The sequence below is a fragment of the Streptomyces sp. ISL-87 genome, from assembly GCF_018614095.1.
Taxonomy (GTDB): domain Bacteria; phylum Actinomycetota; class Actinomycetes; order Streptomycetales; family Streptomycetaceae; genus Streptomyces.
Window position 1 is genome coordinate 44,736 of sequence record NZ_JAGGOY010000030.1, and the last position, 20,883, is coordinate 65,618.

The window sequence follows — 20,883 nt, forward strand, 5'->3', positions numbered from 1 at the left end:
CTCCCCGGCCGTGAAAGGGATTCATGAACCCCGCGTACGCGACCGCCGACCATGTCTTCCGCGTCCCTCTGGATCACCAGGCCCCTGACGGCCCGGTCATCGAGGTCTTCGCCCGCGAGGTCGCCGACCCGGCTCGCGCCGGCGAGGAACTCCCCTGGCTGCTCTATCTGCAGGGCGGTCCGGGCGGCAAATCGCCGCGCCCCGCGACCGGTTCGCCCGGCTGGCTGTCCCAGGCGCTCAAAACGCACCGTGTACTGCTCCTCGACCAGCGCGGCACCGGCCGCTCCACCCCGGTCACCGCCCGGTCCGCCGCCCGGTCCGCCTCCCGGTTCACCTCGCCCGCCCAACTGGCCACGCATCTGGCCTACTTCCGCGCCGACGCGATTGTGGCCGACGCGGAACTGATCCGCCGCAGGCTGTGTGGGGACACCCCCTGGGAGACGCTCGGTCAGAGCTACGGCGGCTTCATCACCCTCACGTACCTGTCCCAGGCCCCCGAGGGGCTGCGGGCCTGCTACGTGACCGGAGGTCTGCCCGGTCTGGCGGCCACCGCCGACGACGTGTACGCCCGGACCTACCCGCGCGTGCGCGACCGCGTGCTCGACTTCTACGCCCGTTACCCGGACGACGCCCTGCGCCTCCGCGAGATCGCCGATCTCCTCGCGGCCGTCGACGTCCGCCTGCCGGACGGGGACCGGCTCACGCCCCGGCGTCTGCGCGCCCTCGGTCTCTGTCTCGGGATGGGCGACGGCTTCGAGCGGATCCACTGGCTGCTGGACGAAGCGCTGGGCGGCGACCGCGAGTTGACCGACACGTTCCGCCACCAGGTGATGGCCCTCACCGCCTTTGCCGACAACCCGCTGTTCGCCGTCATGCAGGAGACGCTGTACGGGCAGGGCGCGGGCCCGACGGGCTGGGCGGCCGCCCGGGCCCTGGCCGACTTCCCCGAGTTCGCCGAGGACGCGGACCCCCTGCTGCTCACCGGAGAAATGATCTACCCCTGGATGTTCCGGGAGATCGCGGGCCTACGCCCCTTCGCTGACGCCGCCGACCTCCTGGCCCGGCGCACCGACTGGCCCCCGCTCTACGACCCCCGTCGCCTCGCCGCCAACACGGTTCCCCTCGCCGCGGCCGTCTACCACGACGACATGTACGTCGACGCGGGCCTCTCCCTGCGCACGGCGCGCGAGATCGGCGCAACGCGGGTGTGGGTCACCAACGAGTGGGAGCACGACGGCGTCACCGCCTCAGGCGGCCGCGTCCTGGCCCGGCTGATGGACCTGGCCGCGGGTCGCGCGTAATCCACCCCCACCCCCTGGTTTGCCCTGCCCCGCCCTGTCCTGCCCTCGACGAAGGGAATCCCATGTCCATTCCGCCCCGCCGCCGCCCGCGCGCGACCGCCGCGATGGCCGTCCTCCTCACCTGCCTGGCCGCCGCCCCCACCACGGCGACCGCGGCCGAAGGACCGCCTTTGGCCGCCCCGGCCGCCGCTTGCGCGCTCCCCGGCAGGACCGGCTGGACCGACGAGGGCCACGACACCGACCGCACCCTGTTCCAGCCCTCCACCGGCACCCGCCGCGTGCTGACACTGTTCGTGGACTTCCCCGATGCGCCGGCCGGCGACCCCACGGACGCCTACGCCGCCCACCTCGCCCCCGCCGCCGAGTGGATGCGCGCGGCCAGCTACGGCCGCTCCCGTCTCGCCGTCAGCTCGCTGCGCCGCTGGATCCGTATGCCGGCGGACTCCGAGTCGTACGGGTTCACGCGCGGGCTCACCTTCGAGGCCCACGAGAAGTACGTACGCGACGCGGTCACGGCCGCCGACCCGTACGCGGACTTCTCCCGCTACGACATGGTCTACATCGTCCCGACCAAGGCGGCGACCGCCATCTCCTTCTCCCCGACCTACCTCTACGACCCCGCCACACCCGGCGTGACCGCCGACGGTGCCCGCCTCAAGTGGGCCGTGACCTTCGGCCAGGACATGTGGCACTGGGGACCCAAGGTCGCCGCCCACGAGACCGGCCACACCTTCGGGCTGCCGGACCTGTACTCCTTCACCGGCGCCGCCCACCAGTACGTCGGCGGGTGGGACGTGATGGGCAACATCGCGGGACCCGCCCCGCAGTACCTCGGCTGGCACTCCTGGAAGCTCGGCTGGACGCGCGATGACCAGGTCGCCTGCCTGCCGGGGGCCGGACGCCGCACCGTACTGCTGACCCCGGTGGAACGGCCTGGCGGTACCAAGATCGCGGTGCTGCGCACCAGTGAGACCACGGCGTACGTCGTCGAGTCCCGCCGCGCCGAGGGCAACGACCGGGCCGCCTGCTCGTCCGGCGTCCTGATCTACAAAGTCGACTCCGCCGCCCCGACGGGCGAAGGGCCGGTCCGGTTCACGAACGGCAACCCGGCCGCCACTTCGCCCGCCGGCTGCACCCAGCTCGACCTGGCGGCGTACACGCCGGGCCGGACCTTCAGCGACACGGACACCGGCGTCCGGATCGACGTCCTCGCGGACGGCGGAGCGGGGGATGTGGTGCGACTCCGCAAGTCCTGAGGCCGGTGCCTGCGGCGGCCCGAGCCGCTCGACACGCTGGCGGCCGGGTACCGGGGCCGGCTCGCCCTGCTCCCCGTCGACGTGACGGACACCGACGGCAACTCCGCGACCTGATGGAGCTGCACTTCTTCGGGCCGGCAGCGCTCACCCGCGCGCTGCTCCCGCACATGCGTGTAGGCCGCCTTAACCGGGTCCCCGGGCTGCTTGCCGTCGCTGTCCGGAAGCCCGGTCCGTACCGCCCCGACGGTGTCCCCGTAGGCGGGCAGGGAGGTCGCGGCATGCCCGGGCGCGGTCAGTCGGGGGCAATCGATGCCGATCTTGCAGTCGCCTCGCTACGATGACCAGCGTGACGTCCCACGGCGAGAGCGACTGGCAGGAGAGGCTGCGCGAAGCGGCCCGCCGGGTACCGCTGTTCGCCGAGAGCCCCCTCTGGCGTGGGACTCCCGCTCCCGCGGCCTCACACGCCTCGTTCGATGCAGTCGACCTCGTGGCGTACTTCGACGGGCATGGCAACACGACGCGCGCGGGCTACCTCCTCATTGAGGCAAAGAGCAGCCGACGCCGCGTTGACGAGGCGCGAGTTGATGTGTGGCGCCAGGCATGGGAGTCGGTGGCTGCACAGCTGGTGATCTTGGACGCTTGCGCATCCGGGGTCCACCTTCCCGCGCGCGGCGGGCAGTCCTCCGCCGACGAATGGGCATCGCTCGCGTCTGCGCTGTCCGAGGCGTATGAACGCCGACTGGCGGCGTTTCTCCACCGGCCGCTCCGAGGCCACCGGCCCGTCCGAGGCCGTGACTCGGATGTCTTCCACGGCCTGTCGTCGATGGAGGCGCCGACGGACATCGAGCGTGCGGAACAGACCGATCTCGCACGGCAGGTGACGAGTGAGATCCGTCGCCAGCAGAGGCCGGACGTCCAACGCGCCAAGGCGGCGGAGGCCGCAGTCGTGCGTGAGCTCGGCCTCGTGCACTACGACGACGATGACCAGCCGCCGGTCCGTGCCAACGCGCCGTGCGGTGTGCTCCGGCTGGCCGTACCCGAGATCCCGCGCGGACCGGAACTCGCTCTCCACCTCGATGCCGCAGCCCTCTGGGCGCCGGCTGCCTGATCTCCGGAGCAGGCGCCCGCCGCGCCCGCTCATCGCCAAGGAGAAGCAGTGCAGATCATCCTCGTGGCCCTGTCCGCGGTCACGGAGAACCCCGTCACATCAACAGTGGCCGGTTTCGCCGTGGTGATTTTCGGGCCGCCCGTCACCAAGTGGCTCTTCGGGCTCGCCAAGGAGTACTGGGGTCCGAAGGTCACCCGCCTTCGCAAGGCGATCGCCGAAGGCGTCGCACCGAAGGAGTCCGAACCCACCGCCGAGGAGCTGGACGAGGACGTCGTCCGGCTGCCCGACCGCGTCTGACGCCCAACGCCACTGCCGACAGGCCCGGTTATCGGGCCTGTCGGCAGTCAGCTGTATGGAAACTTTCCTAACTAACCATCTTGACCATGCCCCCAGTGGCCCCCGATTCTGTACGTCACCCACTACGGCCGTGCGCCGCACGCCCGCCCCGGACTCATGCCGTCCGGATCAAGCGTCCGTGAGCCGTTACTGATTGGCGCATCGTCAGATCCCTGCTCTGAGAGGCAAGCCGACATGTATGAGTCCTTCACGCCCAGAGTGATCAGCACCCTCCTGGCGGCGACCCTGGCGCCGTCGGCCTTGCTGCTGGCGCCCGGGAACAGCGCCTCGGCGGCGCAGGCCGGCGCGATGGCGGCCGCACCGTACGAGTACCTCGGCTGGGGCAGTCCCCAGAAGCCCACCGACGTCATGGCTGCCACCGGCACGAAATGGTTCACCCTCGCCTTCATCCTCTCCGACGGCACCTGCGACCCGAAGTGGGACGGCACCCGGGCGCTCACCGGGGGCTCCGACGAGGCCGCCGTCAAATCCATCCGGGCCGCCGGCGGCGACATCGTTATCTCGGTCGGCGGCTGGAGCGGCGACAAGCTGGGCGAGAAGTGCACCAGCGCGACCGCACTGGCCGGGGCGTACCAGAAGGTGATCAACGCCTACCACCTCAAGGCGCTGGACATCGACATCGAGAACACCGAGTTCGCCAGCGCCACGGTCCGCCAGCGGGTGGTCGACGCCCTCAAGATCGTCAAGACGAAGAACCCCGGCATCGTCACCTACGTGACCATGGGCACCACCCCGAGCGGCCCCGACGCCACCGGCAAGGACCTCATCAAGCGAGGTGCCGCGGCCGGCCTCGACAACGACGGCTGGGTGGTCATGCCCTTCGACTTCGGCGGGCACAGCGGAACCATGGGCCAGGCCTCGGTCGGCGCCCTCGAAGGGCTGAAGGCGGCCGTGAAGAGCGCCTACCGGTACAACGACGACGCCGCCTACCGCCACAGTGGGGTGTCGTCCATGAACGGCAAGACCGACGAGGACGACGAGACCGTCACCCTCACGGACTTCCGGACGATCCTCTCCTACGCCCAGCGGCACCACCTCGCGCGGTTCGCGTTCTGGTCGGTCAACCGTGACCGCGCCTGCGCCACCGGTACGGACCCCGATGCCTGTAGCGGCATCTCGCAGTCCCCGTACGCCTTTACCAAGATCGTCGTCCAGTACAAGGGCTGAGGGGGAAAGGAGAGAAAGCCGGCAGCGTCCAGTTCCAGGCGGTGATCGTCACTTCGGGGAACTACCGGGTCCCGTAGGTGGCCTGCCGGTAGGTGTCGGTGATACGGGCGAGGTCTCGCGCGGTGTGGCCCTCGGCCCGGTGCATGTCCCGGTTCGCCAGCACGACGGCCGTGGTGGCGTCCCGGCGCGTGTGCTCGTAGCGCGCCAGGCCGGTCGGCACCTCGGGGGCCTCCGCCAGTTCGCGGGCGAGTACGCGGGCGTCGACGATGGCCTGGGACGCGCCGTTGGCGCCCACCGGATACATCGGATGCGCGGCGTCACCGAGCAGGGTGACCCGGCCCCGTCCCCAGGCGGGCAGCGGATCCCGGTCGGCCATCGGGTGTTCGATGATCTCGCCGCTGCCCGCCAGCAGACCCGGCACGTCGTACGGGCCGAATGCCCAGTCCTCGTAGTAGGGGAGGACATCCGCCAGTCGGCCGGTGCGGTTCCAGCCCGCCTCCTCCGCGAGCGGTCGTGGCTCGGACACCCGCACCTGGCAGACCCAGTTGATCCGGTTCCACCCGATCGGATACGCGACCAGTTGCACGTCCGCCTCGCTCACGATCACCATCGAACGGCCGGTGCGGAACGGCTCGGCCTCCGTCACGCCCCGCCACATCCGAATGCCCGACCACAGCAGCGGCCCGCCGTCCGGATGCAGCCGGGCGCGGACCGCCGAGTGCAGCCCGTCCGCGCCGATCAGCGCCCCGGCCCGGGTCTCCTCGACCACCCCCGTCGCACGGTCGAGCAGGCGGGCACGGACGGTGGTGCCGGCTTCCTCGAAGCCGACCAGACGCGTTCCGGCGCGTACCGCACCGGCGCCCAGCCGTTCGCGGACCGCCGCGAGGAGCAGCAGCTGGAGTTCCCCGCGGTGGACGGAGTACTGCGGCCAGTGATGGCCCGCCGCCAGCCCGCGCGGCTCGGCGAACATCTCGTTGCCGAACCGGTCGCAGTACACGTTCTCGGCGGTGGCCACGCCGATCGCGGCCAGCGCGTCACCGAGGCCGAGCTCGGTCAGCTCCCGTACCGCATGCGGCAGCAGATTGATGCCGAGACCGAGCGGCCGTATCTCCCGGGCGCTTTCCACCACGACCGCGTCGATTCCGGCGGCGTGCAGGCTCAGTGCGGCAGTCAGCCCGCCGATGCCCGCCCCGGCGATGAGCACCGTCATCGTGCGGCCGGGATCTCGGGCCGGTCGATGATCCGCAGCCAGGTTCCGTCCGGCTGGCGGCGCGCGACCTGCACCCGGCCGCCCGTTCCGTCGGCGTCCCGTGTCGAGGTGAGGGCGAGGTCCCCGTGGCGGACCGTCGGCAGGGGTTCCTCGAACGGGAACGGCAGCGGGGCGTGGTCGAGCATCCGCTCGCACACGGCGCGGATCGCATCCCGGCCGACCGTCGACGCCCCCGCCGGGTAGGCGAGTACCGCATCGGGCGCGTAGAGCTCCGCCAGCCCCTCGGCGTCACGGGCGTTGGCGCGCTCCACGAACAAGCGGGCCAAGTCCTCGGGGGAGGTGGCACGTTCACGGGTATTCGTCATGGTCGACTCCTTGGCTCTTGTCTCCTGCCCCCACTCTGAGACGACGGGATCCAGAAGTCCAAGAGCTGGTAAGTCTGGTTGCTAGAATCAGCAGTTATGGAACTGCGGCAGCTTGAGTACTTCGTGACCGTGGCCGAGGAGCGGAACTTCACGAGGGCCGCCGAGAAACTGCATGTCGCCCAGCCCGGCGTCAGCGCGCAGATCCGCCGCCTGGAGCGCGAGTTCGGCCAGGAGTTGCTGGACCGCTCCCACCGCTCGGTACGGCTGACCGAGGCGGGCGCGGCCGTCCTTCCCTACGCGCGCGCCGCGCTCGCCGCAGCGGAAGGCGCCCGGCTCGCCGTCGACGAGCTGACCGGACTCCTGCGGGGGCGGGTCGCCGTCGGCACCGTGACCTCGCACAACGTCGACCTGCCCGGAGTGCTGGCGGGATTCCACGAGGAGCATCCGGCGGTCGAGATCACGCTGGCCGAGGCGAACACCGATCAACTGCTCGACGACCTGCGCACGGGGCGGCTCGACGCGGCGATCGTCAGCGTGGGCGACACCGGCGACACCACCTTGGCCGGCATCGAGATCCACGTGGTCGAGGACCAGCCGATCGTCGCCGCGGTCAGCCACGACCACGAACTCGCCGTCCACTCCGTCATCTCGCTCGACACACTCCGCGGCCGCGCACTGATCAGCCTGCCGCGGGGCACGGGCCTGCGCACCCGGCTCGAAGAGGCGTGCGCGGACGCCGGCTTCGCGCCGTACATCGCCTTCGAGGCCGGCGACCCCGCGGTCCTCGCCCAACTCGCCGCCCGTGGCCTGGGCGCGGCCATCCTGCCCGGCGCGTTCGCCGAGGCGCGGTCGGATCAGCTGGCGACGATCAGGATCAACCGGCCGGCGCTGCGCGGCCGCCTGGCCCTCGCCTGGCGGACCGACGGCCCGAGCAACCCGGCCGGCCGCGTCCTGATCAGCCGGGCCCGCGCCGCGCTCGCGCAGGCCACTCGGCCCTGATCGCCGGGGCACACCGTGATGCGGCGGCAGGACGGTCCGTACGGTTCGTACGGTTCGTACGGTTCGTCAGCGAGGTGCCTTCGGGCCCTCTCCGGCGACGGTGTTGCCGGTGACCGTGCCGTCGTCGCCCGCCAGGGTCACCGCATGCCGGACCCCGTCGGAACCGAGAACTACGGCCCGCCAAGCGCTGCCGCCACCCTCCTGAACGATCACGCGCAGCGATTCGACCTTTCCGCCGGGCACCGCACCCGCGGCCTTTTCCACGGCCTGCCCGGCCGACAGCTCCGGAAGCGGCGCGGGGGCCCGCATGGCCCCTCCCGGGAAGGAGCCCGGTCCCTTCCCGGCCCGCTCCTTCTCGCCGGCGGCCCGCTCACCGAGCTTCTCCTTCAGCCCGAAATGACCGGGCGCCGGCTTCACCGCGCCGGCGGGCCCCCGGTCCTCGGCGAAGAATCTGCCCTCGATGTGCCGGACGTGCTCCCCGTGGTGGTGCTCCGCCACCGCCACGGCCGCGACCCCACCGCTGACGACGAGCGCCGCCGCCCCGAGGGCCACCCAACGCGTACGCCCCTCGCGGGTCAGCCGGACGAGCCGGCTGCTGCGCCCCGCCGCCGTAACCGTCGTCGTCTCGGCCTTCGCCTCGTCCGGGCCCGCGGCGAGCTCGGGGAGCTCGGGCGGCTGGGGACTGGACTGAGTCATGTGGTTGCTCCTCGCATTTCTCCGGGCACTCTGCCCGCCCGGCAGATCATGCGAGTCGGATGCTGAAGCCTCGCTGAAGCCACCTGAAGACCCCTTCAGCAACCCGGCGCGGCGACCTGAGAACCTTGACCCCATGCGCGTACTGGTGGTCGAGGACGAGCGGCGACTGGCCGCGGCTCTGCAGCGTGGGCTGCAAGCCGAAGGCTTCACGGTGGACGTCGCCCACGACGGGCCGCAGGGCTTGTGGCTGGCCTGCGAGCACGACTACGACGCCATCGTGCTCGACATCATGCTGCCCGGCCTCAACGGCTACCGTGTCTGCGCCCGGCTCCGCGCGGCCGGATGTGAGTCGGGGATCTTGATGCTCACCGCGAAGGACGGTGAGTACGACGAGGCGGAAGCCCTCGACACCGGTGCGGACGACTTCCTCTCCAAGCCCTTCTCCTACGTCGTCCTGGTCGCCCGGCTGCGCGCCCTCATCCGGCGCACCGGCCGCCGCAGCCCGCAGATCATGGAGTTCGGCGATCTCGTCGTCGATCCGGCCGGGCAGCGCTGCACCCGCGGCGGGACCGAAGCCCGGCTGACCTCGCGTGAATTCGCCGTCCTCGTGTACCTGGCCCGCCGGGCCGGGGAAGTCGTACCGAAGCGGGAGATACTGGACAACGTCTGGGATGCCGCGTACGAAGGCGACCTGAACGTCGTGGAGGTCCACGTCAGCGCACTGCGCCGGAAGATCGACACGCCGTTCGGGCGGGCCGCGGTCGAGACCGTACGCGGCGCGGGCTACCGGCTGGCGGCCGACGGTGGCTGAAGCGACGGAAGCGCCTGAACCGACGCAAGCACCCGACCCGACGGGAGCGCCTGAACCGACGCAAGCGCCCGAGGCGCATGGCGGCCGGGACCGCCGCAGCCCGGCCCCGCTCCGAACCCCGCTCCGAACCCCGCGTCGCATCCCCGCCCGGATCCGGGACCTGACGCAGCGCCTACGCCCCCGCTCGGTCCGCGCCCGGGCCACCCTCGGAGCCGCCACCGTGGTCGCGCTCGCCCTCGGCGCCGCCTCCTTCGCCCTGCTCGGCACCTTGGACGGCAACCTGCTGCGCAACGCCCAGAGCGACGCCGAACGCCAAGCCCTCGCCACCGCCGGACTGGCGGCCGCCGGGCGGCTCGACCCCCTACTGCCGCCGGCCCCCGGCACGGACTTCCTCCAGGTCGTCGACGCCAGGGGCCGCGTCCTGGCGGCCAGCCCCAATCTCGCCGGCCTCCCGGCCCTCGCCCCGAGCCGCCCGGGCAAACCCGGCACGGTCCGCGGCACCTGGAAGGGCAGCCCGGCGCGTGGCGATCACCGCCATCGTGTCGTGACGGTCACCACGGTCACCGGGGGCGGACTCGTCACCGTCTACGCGGGAACCTCGCTCAGGGACGCCGATGCCGCCGACGAGATCATCACGGCCGCGCTGGTCATCGTGGTACCACTGCTCGTCCTCACCGTGGCCCTGGTCACCTGGCGGGTGACGGGCTGGGCGCTGCGCCCCGTCGAGGCGATCCGCGCCGAGGTCGCCGAGATCAGCGACCGCGATCTGCACCGCCGCGTGCCCGTTCCGCACAGCCAGGACGAGATAGCCCGGCTGGCCGTTACGATGAACGCCACCCTGGACCGGCTGGAAGCCTCCGGAATCCGCCAGCGTCAGTTCATCGCCGACGCCTCCCACGAACTGCGCAGCCCGATCACGGTGCTCCGCACCCAGCTTGAGGTCGCCCAGGCCCACCCCGACCCGGCCCTGTGGGGCGAGCTGGTCACCGGAGCCCTGGAAGACACCGTACGGCTCCAGGATCTCGCCGCCGACCTGCTCCTGCTGGCCCGCCTCGACACCGCCGGGCCGGCTCCCGCCGTCGTCGTCGACCTCACGGGCGTCGCCCAGGAGGCTGCCCGGCCGCGCCGGCACGACCGCGTCCCCGTCCACACGGAGATCGCTCCCGAGGTGACGGTACGCGGCAGCACGCTCTGGCTCTCCCGGCTCGTGACCAACCTGCTGGACAACGCGCAGAGGCACGCCGAAAACCGGGTCCTGCTCGCCCTCGGAGTCGACCGGGTCCACGGCGCGGCCGTGCTGGAAGTCTCCGACGACGGGCCGGGCATTCCGGCTGCGGACCGGGACCGGGTCTTCGAACGGTTCACCCGCCTCGACGACGCCCGCAGCCGCGACGAGGGAGGCACGGGCCTGGGTCTGGCCATCGCCCGTGACATCGCCACCCGCCTGGGTGGGTCCCTCTCCGTCGAGGACTCGCCGGCCGGCGCCCGTCTGGTGGCCAGACTCCCGCTGGACGCCCGTCCCTGATCCTGCCTGCCGCGTGTGTCAGTCCTGCCATACGAGGACGGCGTGCCCCTCGCGCACCGTTCCCGCGAAGAACTCGGCCAGTCCCTCGTACAGGTGCCGCGCCCAGGTGAGGGACTTGGCGGCATCCCAGCCGTGGGGGCACAACTGCGCCTCGGCCAGCTCGCGGTGGTCGGCGTGCTCGGCGAGCCCGTCGTAGGGGATCCTGCCTGACCCGCTCCAGCTCCCGCGCCGCGCTGCCGAGGGTCTGGGCGCCGCCTCCGAGGCCGCCGTCGCGGGCTCCCGGGCCAGCGGGCGGAGCGGAGTGGAGAGACCATGGTCAGGTGCGAAACGTACCCGTGCGAGACCAGGCGGCCGACCACCGGCTGCTGGGGGAGGCGCTGGTCAGAGCCTGCGGTGACACGGGGGCGTCCATCGGCATGATCTACCTGCCCGACTCCGCGCGGAGGGTTCTGCACCTGACGCTGACCGTGGGTGTGTCCCGCGAGTTCGCGGCCCCATGGTCACGCGTCGGCCTGGACGACCCCATTCCGGTCGCGGACGCGGTCCGTGAGCAGCGGTTCGTCTGGCTGGGCGGCCAGGAGGACACGGCCCGGCGCTACCCGCGGCTCGGGCTGGTCCTGCCCTACGGCTTCGCCCTCGGCGCGGCTCCGCTCGACACTGCTCCGGGCGACATGCCTCCGCTCGACACGGCTCCAGGCGACACCGCCGCCGCCGACCGCGCGGCGTCGACAGGGGCCGGTCTGGTGCTCCTGTGGCCGGGCTCGCACGAGCCCCACCTCAGCGAGCAGGAACGGCAAGCGGTGGAGTCGGGGTGCCGGCGCCTCGCGGACATCCTGCGCCGAGCCGCCGACGACGGGCAGCCCATCCAGCCTGCCGCCCTCCCCGTGGTCCTGCAACCGCTCCCTCCTCCTACGCCCGGACCGGCCGAGGCGGCGGCCGCCATGGCCTTCATCCGGCGCCTACCGGGCGGTAACTGCGCGCTGGACCTGAACGGGAAGATCACGTTCATCACCCAGGAAGCGGCGGACCTGCTCGGCGCGCCCCTCTCGGACCTCTTGGGCTCCCTCCCCTGGGAAGCGCTGCCCTGGATGGACACCCCGACCATCGAGGACCACTACCGGGCCTCCGTGATCAGCCGCCTGCCCCGGACCTTCGTCACCACGCCCCCCTCCGGGCACAGCCTGCGCTTCGCCCTCTACCCGGACGACACCGGCATCAGTGTCCGGATCACCTCGGGAACCGACGAGCCCGCCTCCCCACCGCCCTCCCCGTCGACCCCCACCGCCGCGCCCAGCCGGGCCGCCGCCCTCTACCACCTCATGCACCTGGCGGCCACCCTCACCGAGGCCGCCCACGCCCAGGACGTGGTCGAGCAGGCCGCCGACCAGCTCGTCCCGGCCCTCGGAGCACAAGCCATGGCCCTGATGGTCGAGGACGAGCGGCGCCTGCGCATCGTCGGCTACCGCGGATACCCGGCCGAACTCATGGCGCGCTATGACGGCGAACCCGTCACCTCCGAAACCGCCACCACCCACGTGCTGCGCACCGGCACGCCGCTGTTCTTCGGGGACGCGGGAGCGCTCCTGGCCGCCTACCCCTCGGTGGTGATCGAGGACGGGATGGCCGCCTGGGCCTTCCTGCCTCTGATCGCCTCCAGCCGGCCCGTCGGCTCCCTCGTCCTCGCCTACGCCCGCCCCCGCCACTTCGCGCCGGGCGAGCGCGCCGTCCTGACATCGATCGCCGGCCTCATCGCCCAGGCCCTGGACCGAGCCCGGCTCTACGACTCCGTGCACCACCTCGCACACAGCCTGCAGACCAGCCTCCTGCCCCACGCCCTGCCACACGTCCCGCACCTCGAAGTGGCCGCCCGCTACCTGCCCGCGGCGCAAGGCCTCGACATCGGCGGTGACTTCTACGACCTCATCCGCATCGACGACACCACCGTCGCCGCCGTCATCGGCGACGTCCAGGGCCACAACGTCAACGCCGCCGTCCTCATGGGACAGGTCCGCACCGCCGTCCACGCCACCGCCGGGGCGCCACCGGCAGAAGTCCTCGCCCGCACCAACAGACTGCTGACCGACCTCGAGCCGGGACTGTTCACCAGCTGCCTGTACGCGCACATCGATCTGGCCCGCCACACCGCCTGCCTGGCCACCGCCGGCCACCCACCACCCCTGCTGCGCCACGGTGACGGGACGACCGACATCCTCGACCTGCCGCCCGGTCTCCTGCTGGGCATCGACCCCGACGCCGGCTATACCGCGACCGAATTCGCCTTCGGCCCGCCCTCCCTCCTCGCCCTCTACACGGACGGCCTCGTCGAAACCCCGGGGCAGGACATCGACGAGGCCATCGGCGAAGCCGCCGCCCGCATCACCCGAGCCCCCCACCGGCAGCCTCTCGGCCTCCTGGCGGACGACCTGATCCACCACGCCCGGCACGCGGCACCCCGAACCGACGACATCGCCCTCCTCCTGCTGCGCTCCCGCGAACCCGGCATGCCCTCCGGCTGAATCAGCCGCGCGGGCGAACGTAGACCGGTCCGTGGCGGGCTTGTTCCGCGACGACGCCCACGGCTTCATGTGCGCCTGGCACTACGTCAACCACTACCTACGACAACCGCTGAGAGCCACCGGCGTCATGACGGTCCGCGGCGCCCGGCCTCGGCCGGGCGCCCAGGTGCCGCTCGCGGCACGCCGTATCAGTCAGCGCCCGGTGCCGACCGCAACCGATTCGATGACGCCCTGCCACATTCTGTGATACCCCTCGCGAAGCGGTCCGCCCACGAGGTCGAGGATCCGTGCGGCCGCATCGATCAGTGACGCCGGGTCTCCTGTCTCGCACAGGTGACGGTGTCCGTCGAGCAGGGCGCCGCCGTGCTCCCCGTCGGCCTCCAGCAGACGCCGGGGCAGCCACTTCCCGCCGCCCACCCATGCGCGGTGGTGGTCGAAGAGGAGGTCGGCGGCGGCGTTGACGACGACCCCGGCGACGGCGAGGCGCTCGATGGGGTCACCCGCGTCCCCCAGATCGTCCACTGCGTCCGTCAGCCCGTACCTCTTCGTCTCGACTGCCGCCGGCTCCAGCGCCGGCGGGCCGCCGCGGAGGTCCGCCTCCGCCAGCGCCCGGGCCTGACCGGCGGCCCCATCGAGGTCGACCAGGACGAGACCGGTGGCATACACGCTCTGCAACACCGCACGACGTGAGGCGACGTCCGCGGCGAAGAGTTCCGCGAGACCGGCACGGGTGTGGATGAAGAGCTCCACCAGGCGCCCCTCGACCCGGAGCGTCTCCCGACAGGTCTCGCCGTCGTCCCCGACGAGCACCGCGAGGTCCAGATCGCTGCTGGCGGTCGCGCGCCCCATGGCGGTGGACCCGCCCAGGATCACCGCGTGCGCATCGGGGAAACGGTCTTGCACAAGACGTCGGGCCAGGTCGATGGGGTCCAGATCCATGGCCGTCAGTATTTCATGCCCGCCCGGTCGCTAGCAGGGGGCCGAAGTGCCGCTCTGGCGGGTGAGGTTGTCGTAGGACATCCAGCCGGAGGTGTTCGCGCTGGCCATGCGGACGTAAGTCCACTTGTTGCCGTACGCGTTGACGATGTAGCAGTGGAACAAGAGCTTCGTGCCGGTCTTTGCCATCGAAACGGACGGGCACGACTGGTACGGCCCGGTCACGATGTGGAAGTTGCCGGACATGTAGCCGTAGGAGCCCGAGGACGCCTCCTTGTGGCTCCAGCCGGTGCAACTCGTCGACACAGGACTCGGCTTGGCCGTCGAAGGCGCCGACGTCTGCGGTGCCGCGCCGCTCGGGGTCGCCGTGGGCGCCTTGCCCTTGGTCTTGCCCGGCTTCGCCGAGGGAGTGGCGGACGGCTTCCCGCTGGAGGAGGGCGAGGACGAGGGGGCGGGGGTGAGCTGCGGCTGGGCGGTGTGCGTCGTATCCGCGCGCGCGGCGCCGTTGTCGCCCACCATGGCGTAGGTGATGCCGCCTCCCGCGAGTACGACGGCGGCCGCCGACGCCGCGATGACGGTACGGCTGCGCCCCCGGGGGCGGTCGCCCGAAGCGCGACCCGCGGCCGGTGCGCCGGTCTGCGGAACCGTGTTCGGCTGGCCGGCGTACGGAGTCGGCGGTGCGGGGTGGCCGGCGTAGGGCGGCTGCGGTGCGGGGTGGCCGGCGTAGGGCGGCTGCGGTGCCTGGTGCCCGGCGTAGGGCGGCGGCTGCGGTGCCGGGTGCCCCGGGTAAGGGGACTGCGGCGCCGGGTGGGCGGCGTAGGGCTGCTGCGGGGAAGGCTGGGAGTAGGGCGCGCCGTACCCGGGCGGAGGCGGCGGGACGACGGCGGGCCCCACTGAGGGGGTGGTGGGCACGGGGGCTACCGGGGGAGCCGCGGGGGCGAAGTTCATGGTCCCGCCCGCGGCCACCTGTTCCAGCATCTCGCGCGCCTGGCCGGCGGCGGGCCGGTTCGCCGGCTCCTTCGCCATCAGCGCCTGGAGCACCGGCGCGAGCGGGCCCGCTCGCCGGGCTTCGGGCAGCGGCTCGGTGACGATCGCCGCCAGCGTGGACCACGCGGACGTGCGACGGAACGGCGACGTTCCCTCAACGGCGGCATAGAGCGTCATACCGAGGGACCAGATGTCCGACGCGGGGCCGGGCTCCTGGCCCTGCGCGCGCTCCGGCGGGAGGTAGTCGAGGGAGCCGACGAGCTCACCGCTGCGGGTCAGCTTGGACATGGCCTCGTCGCCGGCGGCCTCCAGGGTGGCTATGCCGAAATCGGTGAGCACGACCCGGCCGTTCCGCTCCAGCAGGACGTTCCCCGGCTTGACGTCCCTGTGCAGGACACCCGCCTGATGGGCCGCGTCGAGCGCGTCCATCAACTTGGCGCCGATCGCGGCGGCTTCGCGCGGCTCCAGCGGGCCGCCCTTCGTCAGCACATCGTCGAGCGAGGGCCCGTCGACGAGTTCCATGACGATGACGGGCAGGCCCTGATCCTCCGTCACGTCGTGCACGGTGACCACGCCGGTGTGCCGGATACGGGCGGCGGCCTGCGCCTCGCGCTGCATCCGGACGCGCAGATCGGCCAGCTCGGCTCCGGAGGTGTCGGTGTAGGCCCGCATGATCTTGACGGCGACCTCGCGGTTGAGCATCTCGTCCACCGCCCGGGCGACCACTCCCATTCCGCCGCGCCCGATCACGGCGGTCACCCGGTACCGCCCTCCGAGCAGCCTGCCGATCAGCTCTCCGCCGTTCGCCTCCCCCGCCGTCACCGCACGCTCCGTTCGAACCTGTCCGTCAATTCGTTTACTGGGTGGGCCCAAGAGTAAAGGTAGGCGCCGGAGGAGGTCGCACGGCGGGGTGGGCGCAAGGGCTTGCCCGTCGCCGTCGGGTGGCGGAGGGTTGGACGCGGGACGTACACAAGTCGGGGGGAGCAGAGGTGGATCCGGATCCCGCGGCTCGGCCGAACCCGGTTGAGGTGCACTTGGAGGCGCAGGCCTCCGGAACCGCCAGCGTCTACCAGGCCGCGCGGGACCAGCACTTCTACTTTGTCGACGGTGTGCGGTACGTGCGCCGCACCGTTCCGGGCGTGGTGGTGGGGGAGTGCCCCTACCCGGGACTGGCCGCGTTCGGTCCCGAGCAGGCGGGGTGGTTCTTCGGACGGGACAGGCTGCTCGCCGAGCTGACCGACCGGCTGGGCCGACGCCTGCGCACCGGCGGGGTGCAAGTGGTCATGGCTCCGTCCGGGGCGGGAAAGTCCTCGCTGCTCCGGGCCGGTCTGCTGCCCGGGCTCGCGCAGGCCACCCTGCCCGGCTCCGACCGGTGGCCGACGCTGCTGTTCACTCCGACGGCCGACCCGCTCAAGGCCCTGGCCGTCCAGGTCGCGTCGCTGACCGGCGCCGACCCGGCCCGGCTGGCCGGGGAACTCGCCGCGGACCCGCTGCCGGGCCTCGCCGCGCTGTCCCGGTCGCTGCGCGGCCGGCTCGGGGAGGCGGGCGGCCGTCGCGTACGGGTTGTCGTGGTGGTGGACCAGTTCGAGGAGCTGTTCACCCTGTGCGGCGACGAGCAGGCGAGGCGCACGTTCATCGACGTACTCACCCGGATCGCGGGCGGCGGCGACGGGGAAGAGCCGCTGGGGCTGGTCGTCGTAGGGGTCCGGGCGGACTTCTACGCGGCCTGCGTCGACCATCCGCAGCTGCGCGCAGCGGTACAGGACGCGCCTCTGGCGGTCGGCCCGATGTCCGATGCGGAACTGCGCGAGGCGGTCCTCCACCCCGCCCGGGCAGTCGGCCTGGACGTCGAGGACGGGCTGGTCGGGGTACTGCTCCGCGATCTGGGAGCCACGGCGAGGACCGGTACGGCCGGATCCGCGGGATCGTCCGCGGCGGGGCGATTACCGCTGCTGGCCCACGTGTTGCGGGCCAGCTGGCGGCAGCGAAGCGGCAGCACGCTCACGGTCCAGGGGTACGAGCTCACCGGCGGTATCCAGCACGCCGTCGCCCGTACGGCCGACGAGGTTTACGACGGCCTGGACCTGGAGGGACAGCGGCTGGCCCAATGGCTGTTCCTGCGGCTGGTCAAGATCGGGGACGGGACGGAGGACACCCGCCGGCGATTGTCCCGCGCCGAGCTGATGAACGGCAGCGCCGACCCCGCGACGCTCGCGTCGATCGTGGACGCGTTCACCCGGAAACGACTCCTCATCCAGCAGCGGGATACCGTCGAGATCAGCCATGAGGCCCTGCTGCACAGCTGGCCCCAGCTGCGTCGCTGGATCGACACCGACCTCGCCGGCCGGCTGACCCGCCAGAACCTGGAGGAGGCCGCGGCCGCCTGGGACCGCGGCAACCGCGAACCGTCGCTGCTGTACCGGGGCAACCGGCTGGAAGCCTCTGCGGCCTGGGCATCGGAGCACCCGGATGACCTGAGTTCCGCCGCTGAGGCGTTCCTGCGCGCGGCGTCGCGTCAGGAGGAGCGCACCCGACGCCTGCGACGCCGCGTGATCGCCGGGATCACGGCTCTGGCGCTGCTCGCCTCCGTCACCGCGGTCTTCGCCTTCCGCCAGAGCGCCCACGCCCAGGCCGCCGCCACGACGGCCATCAACAACCAGATCTCGGCGCAGGCGTTGCAGCTGGCGGACACCGATCCGTCCCTCGCCGCTCAGCTGACCCTGCTCGCGCACCGCAGGGCGCCGAACCAGGACAGCGCGTCACGGCTGGTGAACCTGGAGAACACCCCGATCGCCACCACCCTGCCCGTATCCGGCGAGGACGTCGCGGCGGTCGCCTTCAATCCCCGCAACCCCGTCCTCGCCACCGGCAGCCGGGACGGCGTCGTGCGGCTGTGGAACACCGGCGACCCGCACCGTCCGACCGCGCTGGGCCTACCGGACAACGCACTCACCGGCCCGGTCGACTCGGTGGCCTTCAGCCCCGACGGGCACACCCTGGCCGCTGGAACCGCCAACGGCACCGCCAGCTTGTGGAACGTGACCGACCCGCACCGCCCCGCCCCTCTCGGCGTGCCCGAGACGGGCTCGCCCGGGCCTGTCGGCTCGCTGGCCTTCAGTCCCGACGGAAGCACCCTCGCCATCGGAAGCAGCGGCGGCGGCGACGGCCGCGGCCACGGCAGAACGGTATGGCTGTCGAACATCACCGACCCTCGCAAACCGGTGCCACTGGGCCCGCCGCTGACCGGTTTCACTGCGGCCGTCAATTCGATGGTGTTCAGTCCGGATGGGCGTGCGTTGGCGGCGGGTGGTGGTGATGGCAGTGTTCGTTTGTGGAACGTGAGTGACCTCGGGTCCCCGTCCGCGCTGGGCGGTCCGTTGGCCGGGGGGAGTGGGCCGGTCAACTCCGTGGCGTTCAGTCCGGACGGCCGTACGGTGGCGGCCGGCAGTGGCGACGGCAGCGTCCGGCGGTGGAACGTGAGCGATCTCCGAGCTCCGTCCCCGCTCGGTCACCCCCTGACCGGCCCCACAGGAGCGGTGAACTCGGTCGCGTTCGGGCCGGACGGGCACACCCTCGCCACCGCGAGCGTCGACGGCACCGTCCGGCTCTGGGATCTCGACGTGGAGGCGGCGATCGAGCGGATCTGCGCGACAAGCTCGGGCGCCCTCACCCGCGAGCGGTGGAAGCAGTACGCGCCCCAACTCGCCTATGAGGAACTGTGCAAGGCCTGACTGATCCCCGCGTCGCCCGGGTCAGTTGTTCTGGACCAAGGCCGGACCGTCCGAGCCGAGTGTGAAGTCGGTGGTGGAGCTCGGGGCCTTGGGCGCGACGATGTGCATGGTCGTGTAGCTCCCGCCGGTCAGGCCTGCCACCGTCACCGTGGCGGCGTAGGGAATGCTGGTGCCGGCGGCGCAGTTCGGCTGGCAGTTGTTCTGCCACATCTGCCCGGTGGCCGCCGCGGTCGGCCGGCCCCAGTTCGACCACGTCAGACCCGTCAGCACCTGACCACCGTCGCCGCAGAGCAGGATGTACGTGTCCGGCTGCGAGACCGGCTGCGCGCCGCAGTCGTAAATGACGGCCTGCGCCGTTCCCTCCGGCGTTGTCGTCACCGGGCTCGGCGCCTCCACGGGCGAGGTGGATTGCGCGGAAACCACCGGTGAGGGCGTCGATGCCGGACTCGTTCCGTGGCTGCTGCACCCCGACACCCAGAGCAGTAACGCCGTTGCGCCACCTGTGGCAGCGAGAACCTTCACACCTCGCCGCCGGTCGGTCTTCCCAGTCGTCTGCTGCACCATGGCCCCCCAGGCAGTCACGAACAAGCTTCGAGAATCAGACGGGAAACCAGCGTACTCATCCGCAGGCGTCCAGGAAATGCGCCGGCGCGCCTGGCGCCCCGCGGGCCAGGCGGGACTTTTAGAACATTCCTAGATCACGGCGCTCTTGTACATGATCGTGGTGGTGCGGGCGCCCGACGTGCCGCCCGCGAAGCCGTAGCACAGCCGCGGGCTGCCGCCGACGACCTGGATCGCCATGCCCTCCGGCTCGCGGTAGACCAACGACTCGCCCGAGGTGATGTGTCGTTGCTCGACGATCTTGCCGGTGTTCATGTCCACTGCGGTCAGGTGGGCGTTGCCGGAGGTCTTCGGTGCTCCGGGGAAGCCCTGCTCCTGGCACCACTTCACGAAGGCCGGGGACGGGGACGGCGGCAGCTTCTTGTCGAAGTCCACCCGGTCGCAGTTGTTGTAGGCATTGCCGTCCAGCATGTACAGGTACTGGCCGTAGGCGGTGTAGCCCTGGAAGATGCCGGTGTACTGCTCGGTGGCCCAGGTGTTGTCGGTGAGGCTGTTGCGCACCTGCCCGGTGTAGCTGAGCGCGGGCTGGGTGAAGGTGGCGAGCGGGGTGTACTTGCGCGCGAGGACGTCGGAGAGCGCGTACACGTAGTAGCGCATGGCGCCGTTCGTCTTGCAGCGCTGGACCAGCCGGTTGTGGACCGGGTCGATGGCGCAGGTGACGTTGGCGGCGCCCTGCACCAGCAGGTGCTTTTCGATGCCGGCGGACTGGGGGGTGAGGGTGGCCCCGTCGACGAACTTGATCCGGGCGAGCTGGAGGCCCACCGCGTCGCCGTCGGTGACCGGGAGTGCGTCCACCTCGACCCACAGCCGGACGTAGGTCGCGGTGGCCTCGGCGGCGATGGAGACGCCGTGGCCCCAGCCGAGGCCACCGCCCTCGGTGAGGTTCATCGCACCCAGCACCTTGCCCGTGAGGTCGGTCTTGGTGATGCGCAGGCGGCCGTTCTCGGTGGAGTCGCCGCCGGCGAGGACCTGGGCGAGGTAGATGTGCCCGCGTACGTTGTCGAAGGCGAAGGACTGGAGGACCGTGTTGGGGTAGATGTCGTCGTTCCACAGCAGGGTGTGGACGTCGCCGGCGAGGCTGATCCGCTCGGAGGCCGGCACGGCGGCGAACGCCGTCCCGCTGCCCAGCACCGGCGTGGCGGCTGCGGCAAGAGCCGCACCGCCGCTGAGCCGGAGCAGCGAGCGGCGGCTCAAGGCACGCCCGGTGAGGCCTATCTGACGATCACTCATGGAAATGTTTCCCCCATCTCGTAGGGCGTGCAAGGCACTTCGGTGGGCCGTTGGGCCGGGGGCCGTA

Annotated in this window: 18 protein-coding genes; 11 read left to right on the forward strand and 7 right to left on the reverse strand. The window is 71.9% G+C overall.

All coding sequences use genetic code 11. The annotated features are described in order from the left end of the window. Positions 1-23 precede the first annotated feature (23 nt). The 5 genes from J7I97_RS11410 (at position 24) to J7I97_RS11430 (ending at position 5,189) form a co-directional block, all read left to right on the forward strand. Positions 24-1,301, forward strand: coding sequence for an alpha/beta fold hydrolase (locus J7I97_RS11410; RefSeq protein WP_214933451.1), 1,278 nt, complete (start codon positions 24-26; stop codon positions 1,299-1,301). Between the two features lie 62 nt (positions 1,302-1,363). After that, on the forward strand, positions 1,364-2,557 hold the full coding sequence (locus J7I97_RS11415) for a M6 family metalloprotease domain-containing protein (protein WP_214933453.1): 1,194 nt from the start codon (positions 1,364-1,366) through the stop codon (positions 2,555-2,557). Positions 2,558-2,894: 337 nt separating this feature from the next. Further along, positions 2,895-3,665 carry a hypothetical protein gene (locus J7I97_RS11420; RefSeq protein ID WP_214933454.1) on the forward strand — a complete coding sequence of 257 codons (771 nt, stop codon included), beginning with the start codon at positions 2,895-2,897 and terminating at the stop codon, positions 3,663-3,665. Between the two features lie 48 nt (positions 3,666-3,713). Further along, on the forward strand, positions 3,714-3,962 hold the full coding sequence (locus J7I97_RS11425) for a hypothetical protein (RefSeq protein WP_214933456.1): 249 nt from the start codon (positions 3,714-3,716) through the stop codon (positions 3,960-3,962). Between the two features lie 258 nt (positions 3,963-4,220). Next, the gene (locus tag J7I97_RS11430) at positions 4,221-5,189 is read left to right on the forward strand and encodes a chitinase (RefSeq protein WP_308369332.1); all 969 of its coding nucleotides are present in this window, start codon (positions 4,221-4,223) and stop codon (positions 5,187-5,189) included. 61 nt (positions 5,190-5,250) lie between these two features. Here the strand turns inward: J7I97_RS11430 and J7I97_RS11435 are convergent, their stop codons facing one another. Next, entirely contained in the window at positions 5,251-6,399 is a 1,149-nt protein-coding gene (locus tag J7I97_RS11435; RefSeq protein ID WP_214933460.1) for a flavin-dependent oxidoreductase, read from the reverse strand. Further along, entirely contained in the window at positions 6,396-6,764 is a 369-nt protein-coding gene (locus J7I97_RS11440) for a nuclear transport factor 2 family protein (protein WP_214933461.1), read from the reverse strand. Before J7I97_RS11440 ends, J7I97_RS11435 begins: the two co-directional genes overlap by 4 nt. Positions 6,765-6,860: 96 nt before the next feature. On the opposite strand from J7I97_RS11440, the gene J7I97_RS11445 reads away from it, so the two are divergent. Continuing rightward, on the forward strand, positions 6,861-7,763 hold the full coding sequence (locus J7I97_RS11445; protein WP_214933463.1) for a LysR family transcriptional regulator: 903 nt from the start codon (positions 6,861-6,863) through the stop codon (positions 7,761-7,763). 66 nt (positions 7,764-7,829) lie between these two features. On the opposite strand, the gene J7I97_RS11450 is transcribed toward J7I97_RS11445, so the two are convergent. Then, entirely contained in the window at positions 7,830-8,459 is a 630-nt protein-coding gene (locus tag J7I97_RS11450; RefSeq protein WP_214933465.1) for a hypothetical protein, read from the reverse strand. Positions 8,460-8,592: 133 nt separating this feature from the next. Between J7I97_RS11450 and J7I97_RS11455 the strand changes: the two genes are divergently transcribed. From J7I97_RS11455 to J7I97_RS11470, 4 genes are all read left to right on the forward strand, one after another. Continuing rightward, a complete protein-coding gene (locus J7I97_RS11455; protein WP_214933466.1) occupies positions 8,593-9,270 on the forward strand; it encodes a response regulator transcription factor in 678 nt (225 codons plus the stop codon). A 220-nt stretch (positions 9,271-9,490) separates the two neighbouring features. Next, entirely contained in the window at positions 9,491-10,795 is a 1,305-nt protein-coding gene (locus J7I97_RS11460; RefSeq protein WP_308369333.1) for a HAMP domain-containing sensor histidine kinase, read from the forward strand. A 15-nt stretch (positions 10,796-10,810) separates the two neighbouring features. Further along, positions 10,811-11,005: a hypothetical protein gene (locus J7I97_RS11465; RefSeq protein WP_214933468.1), complete on the forward strand. Its 195-nt coding sequence runs from the start codon at positions 10,811-10,813 to the stop codon at positions 11,003-11,005. A gap of 110 nt (positions 11,006-11,115) precedes the next feature. Next, positions 11,116-13,311, forward strand: coding sequence for a SpoIIE family protein phosphatase (locus tag J7I97_RS11470; RefSeq protein ID WP_308369334.1), 2,196 nt, complete (start codon positions 11,116-11,118; stop codon positions 13,309-13,311). A 192-nt stretch (positions 13,312-13,503) separates the two neighbouring features. On the opposite strand, the gene J7I97_RS11475 is transcribed toward J7I97_RS11470, so the two are convergent. Further along, entirely contained in the window at positions 13,504-14,250 is a 747-nt protein-coding gene (locus J7I97_RS11475; protein ID WP_214933470.1) for a nucleotidyltransferase domain-containing protein, read from the reverse strand. 30 nt (positions 14,251-14,280) lie between these two features. After that, positions 14,281-16,056, reverse strand: coding sequence for a serine/threonine-protein kinase (locus J7I97_RS11480; RefSeq protein ID WP_214933472.1), 1,776 nt, complete (start codon positions 16,054-16,056; stop codon positions 14,281-14,283). Positions 16,057-16,223: 167 nt separating this feature from the next. On the opposite strand from J7I97_RS11480, the gene J7I97_RS39905 reads away from it, so the two are divergent. Further along, positions 16,224-18,965, forward strand: coding sequence for a WD40 repeat domain-containing protein (locus J7I97_RS39905; protein ID WP_214933474.1), 2,742 nt, complete (start codon positions 16,224-16,226; stop codon positions 18,963-18,965). 21 nt (positions 18,966-18,986) lie between these two features. Here J7I97_RS39905 and J7I97_RS11490 read toward each other — a convergent pair whose 3' ends face one another. Together J7I97_RS11490 and J7I97_RS11495 are read right to left on the reverse strand one after the other, a co-directional pair. Next, complete coding sequence (locus J7I97_RS11490) at positions 18,987-19,343, reverse strand: hypothetical protein (protein WP_214933477.1); 357 nt, start codon at positions 19,341-19,343, stop codon at positions 18,987-18,989. A gap of 315 nt (positions 19,344-19,658) precedes the next feature. Further along, the gene (locus J7I97_RS11495; protein WP_214933479.1) at positions 19,659-20,816 is read right to left on the reverse strand and encodes a hypothetical protein; all 1,158 of its coding nucleotides are present in this window, start codon (positions 20,814-20,816) and stop codon (positions 19,659-19,661) included. Between the last annotated feature and the right edge of the window lie 67 nt (positions 20,817-20,883).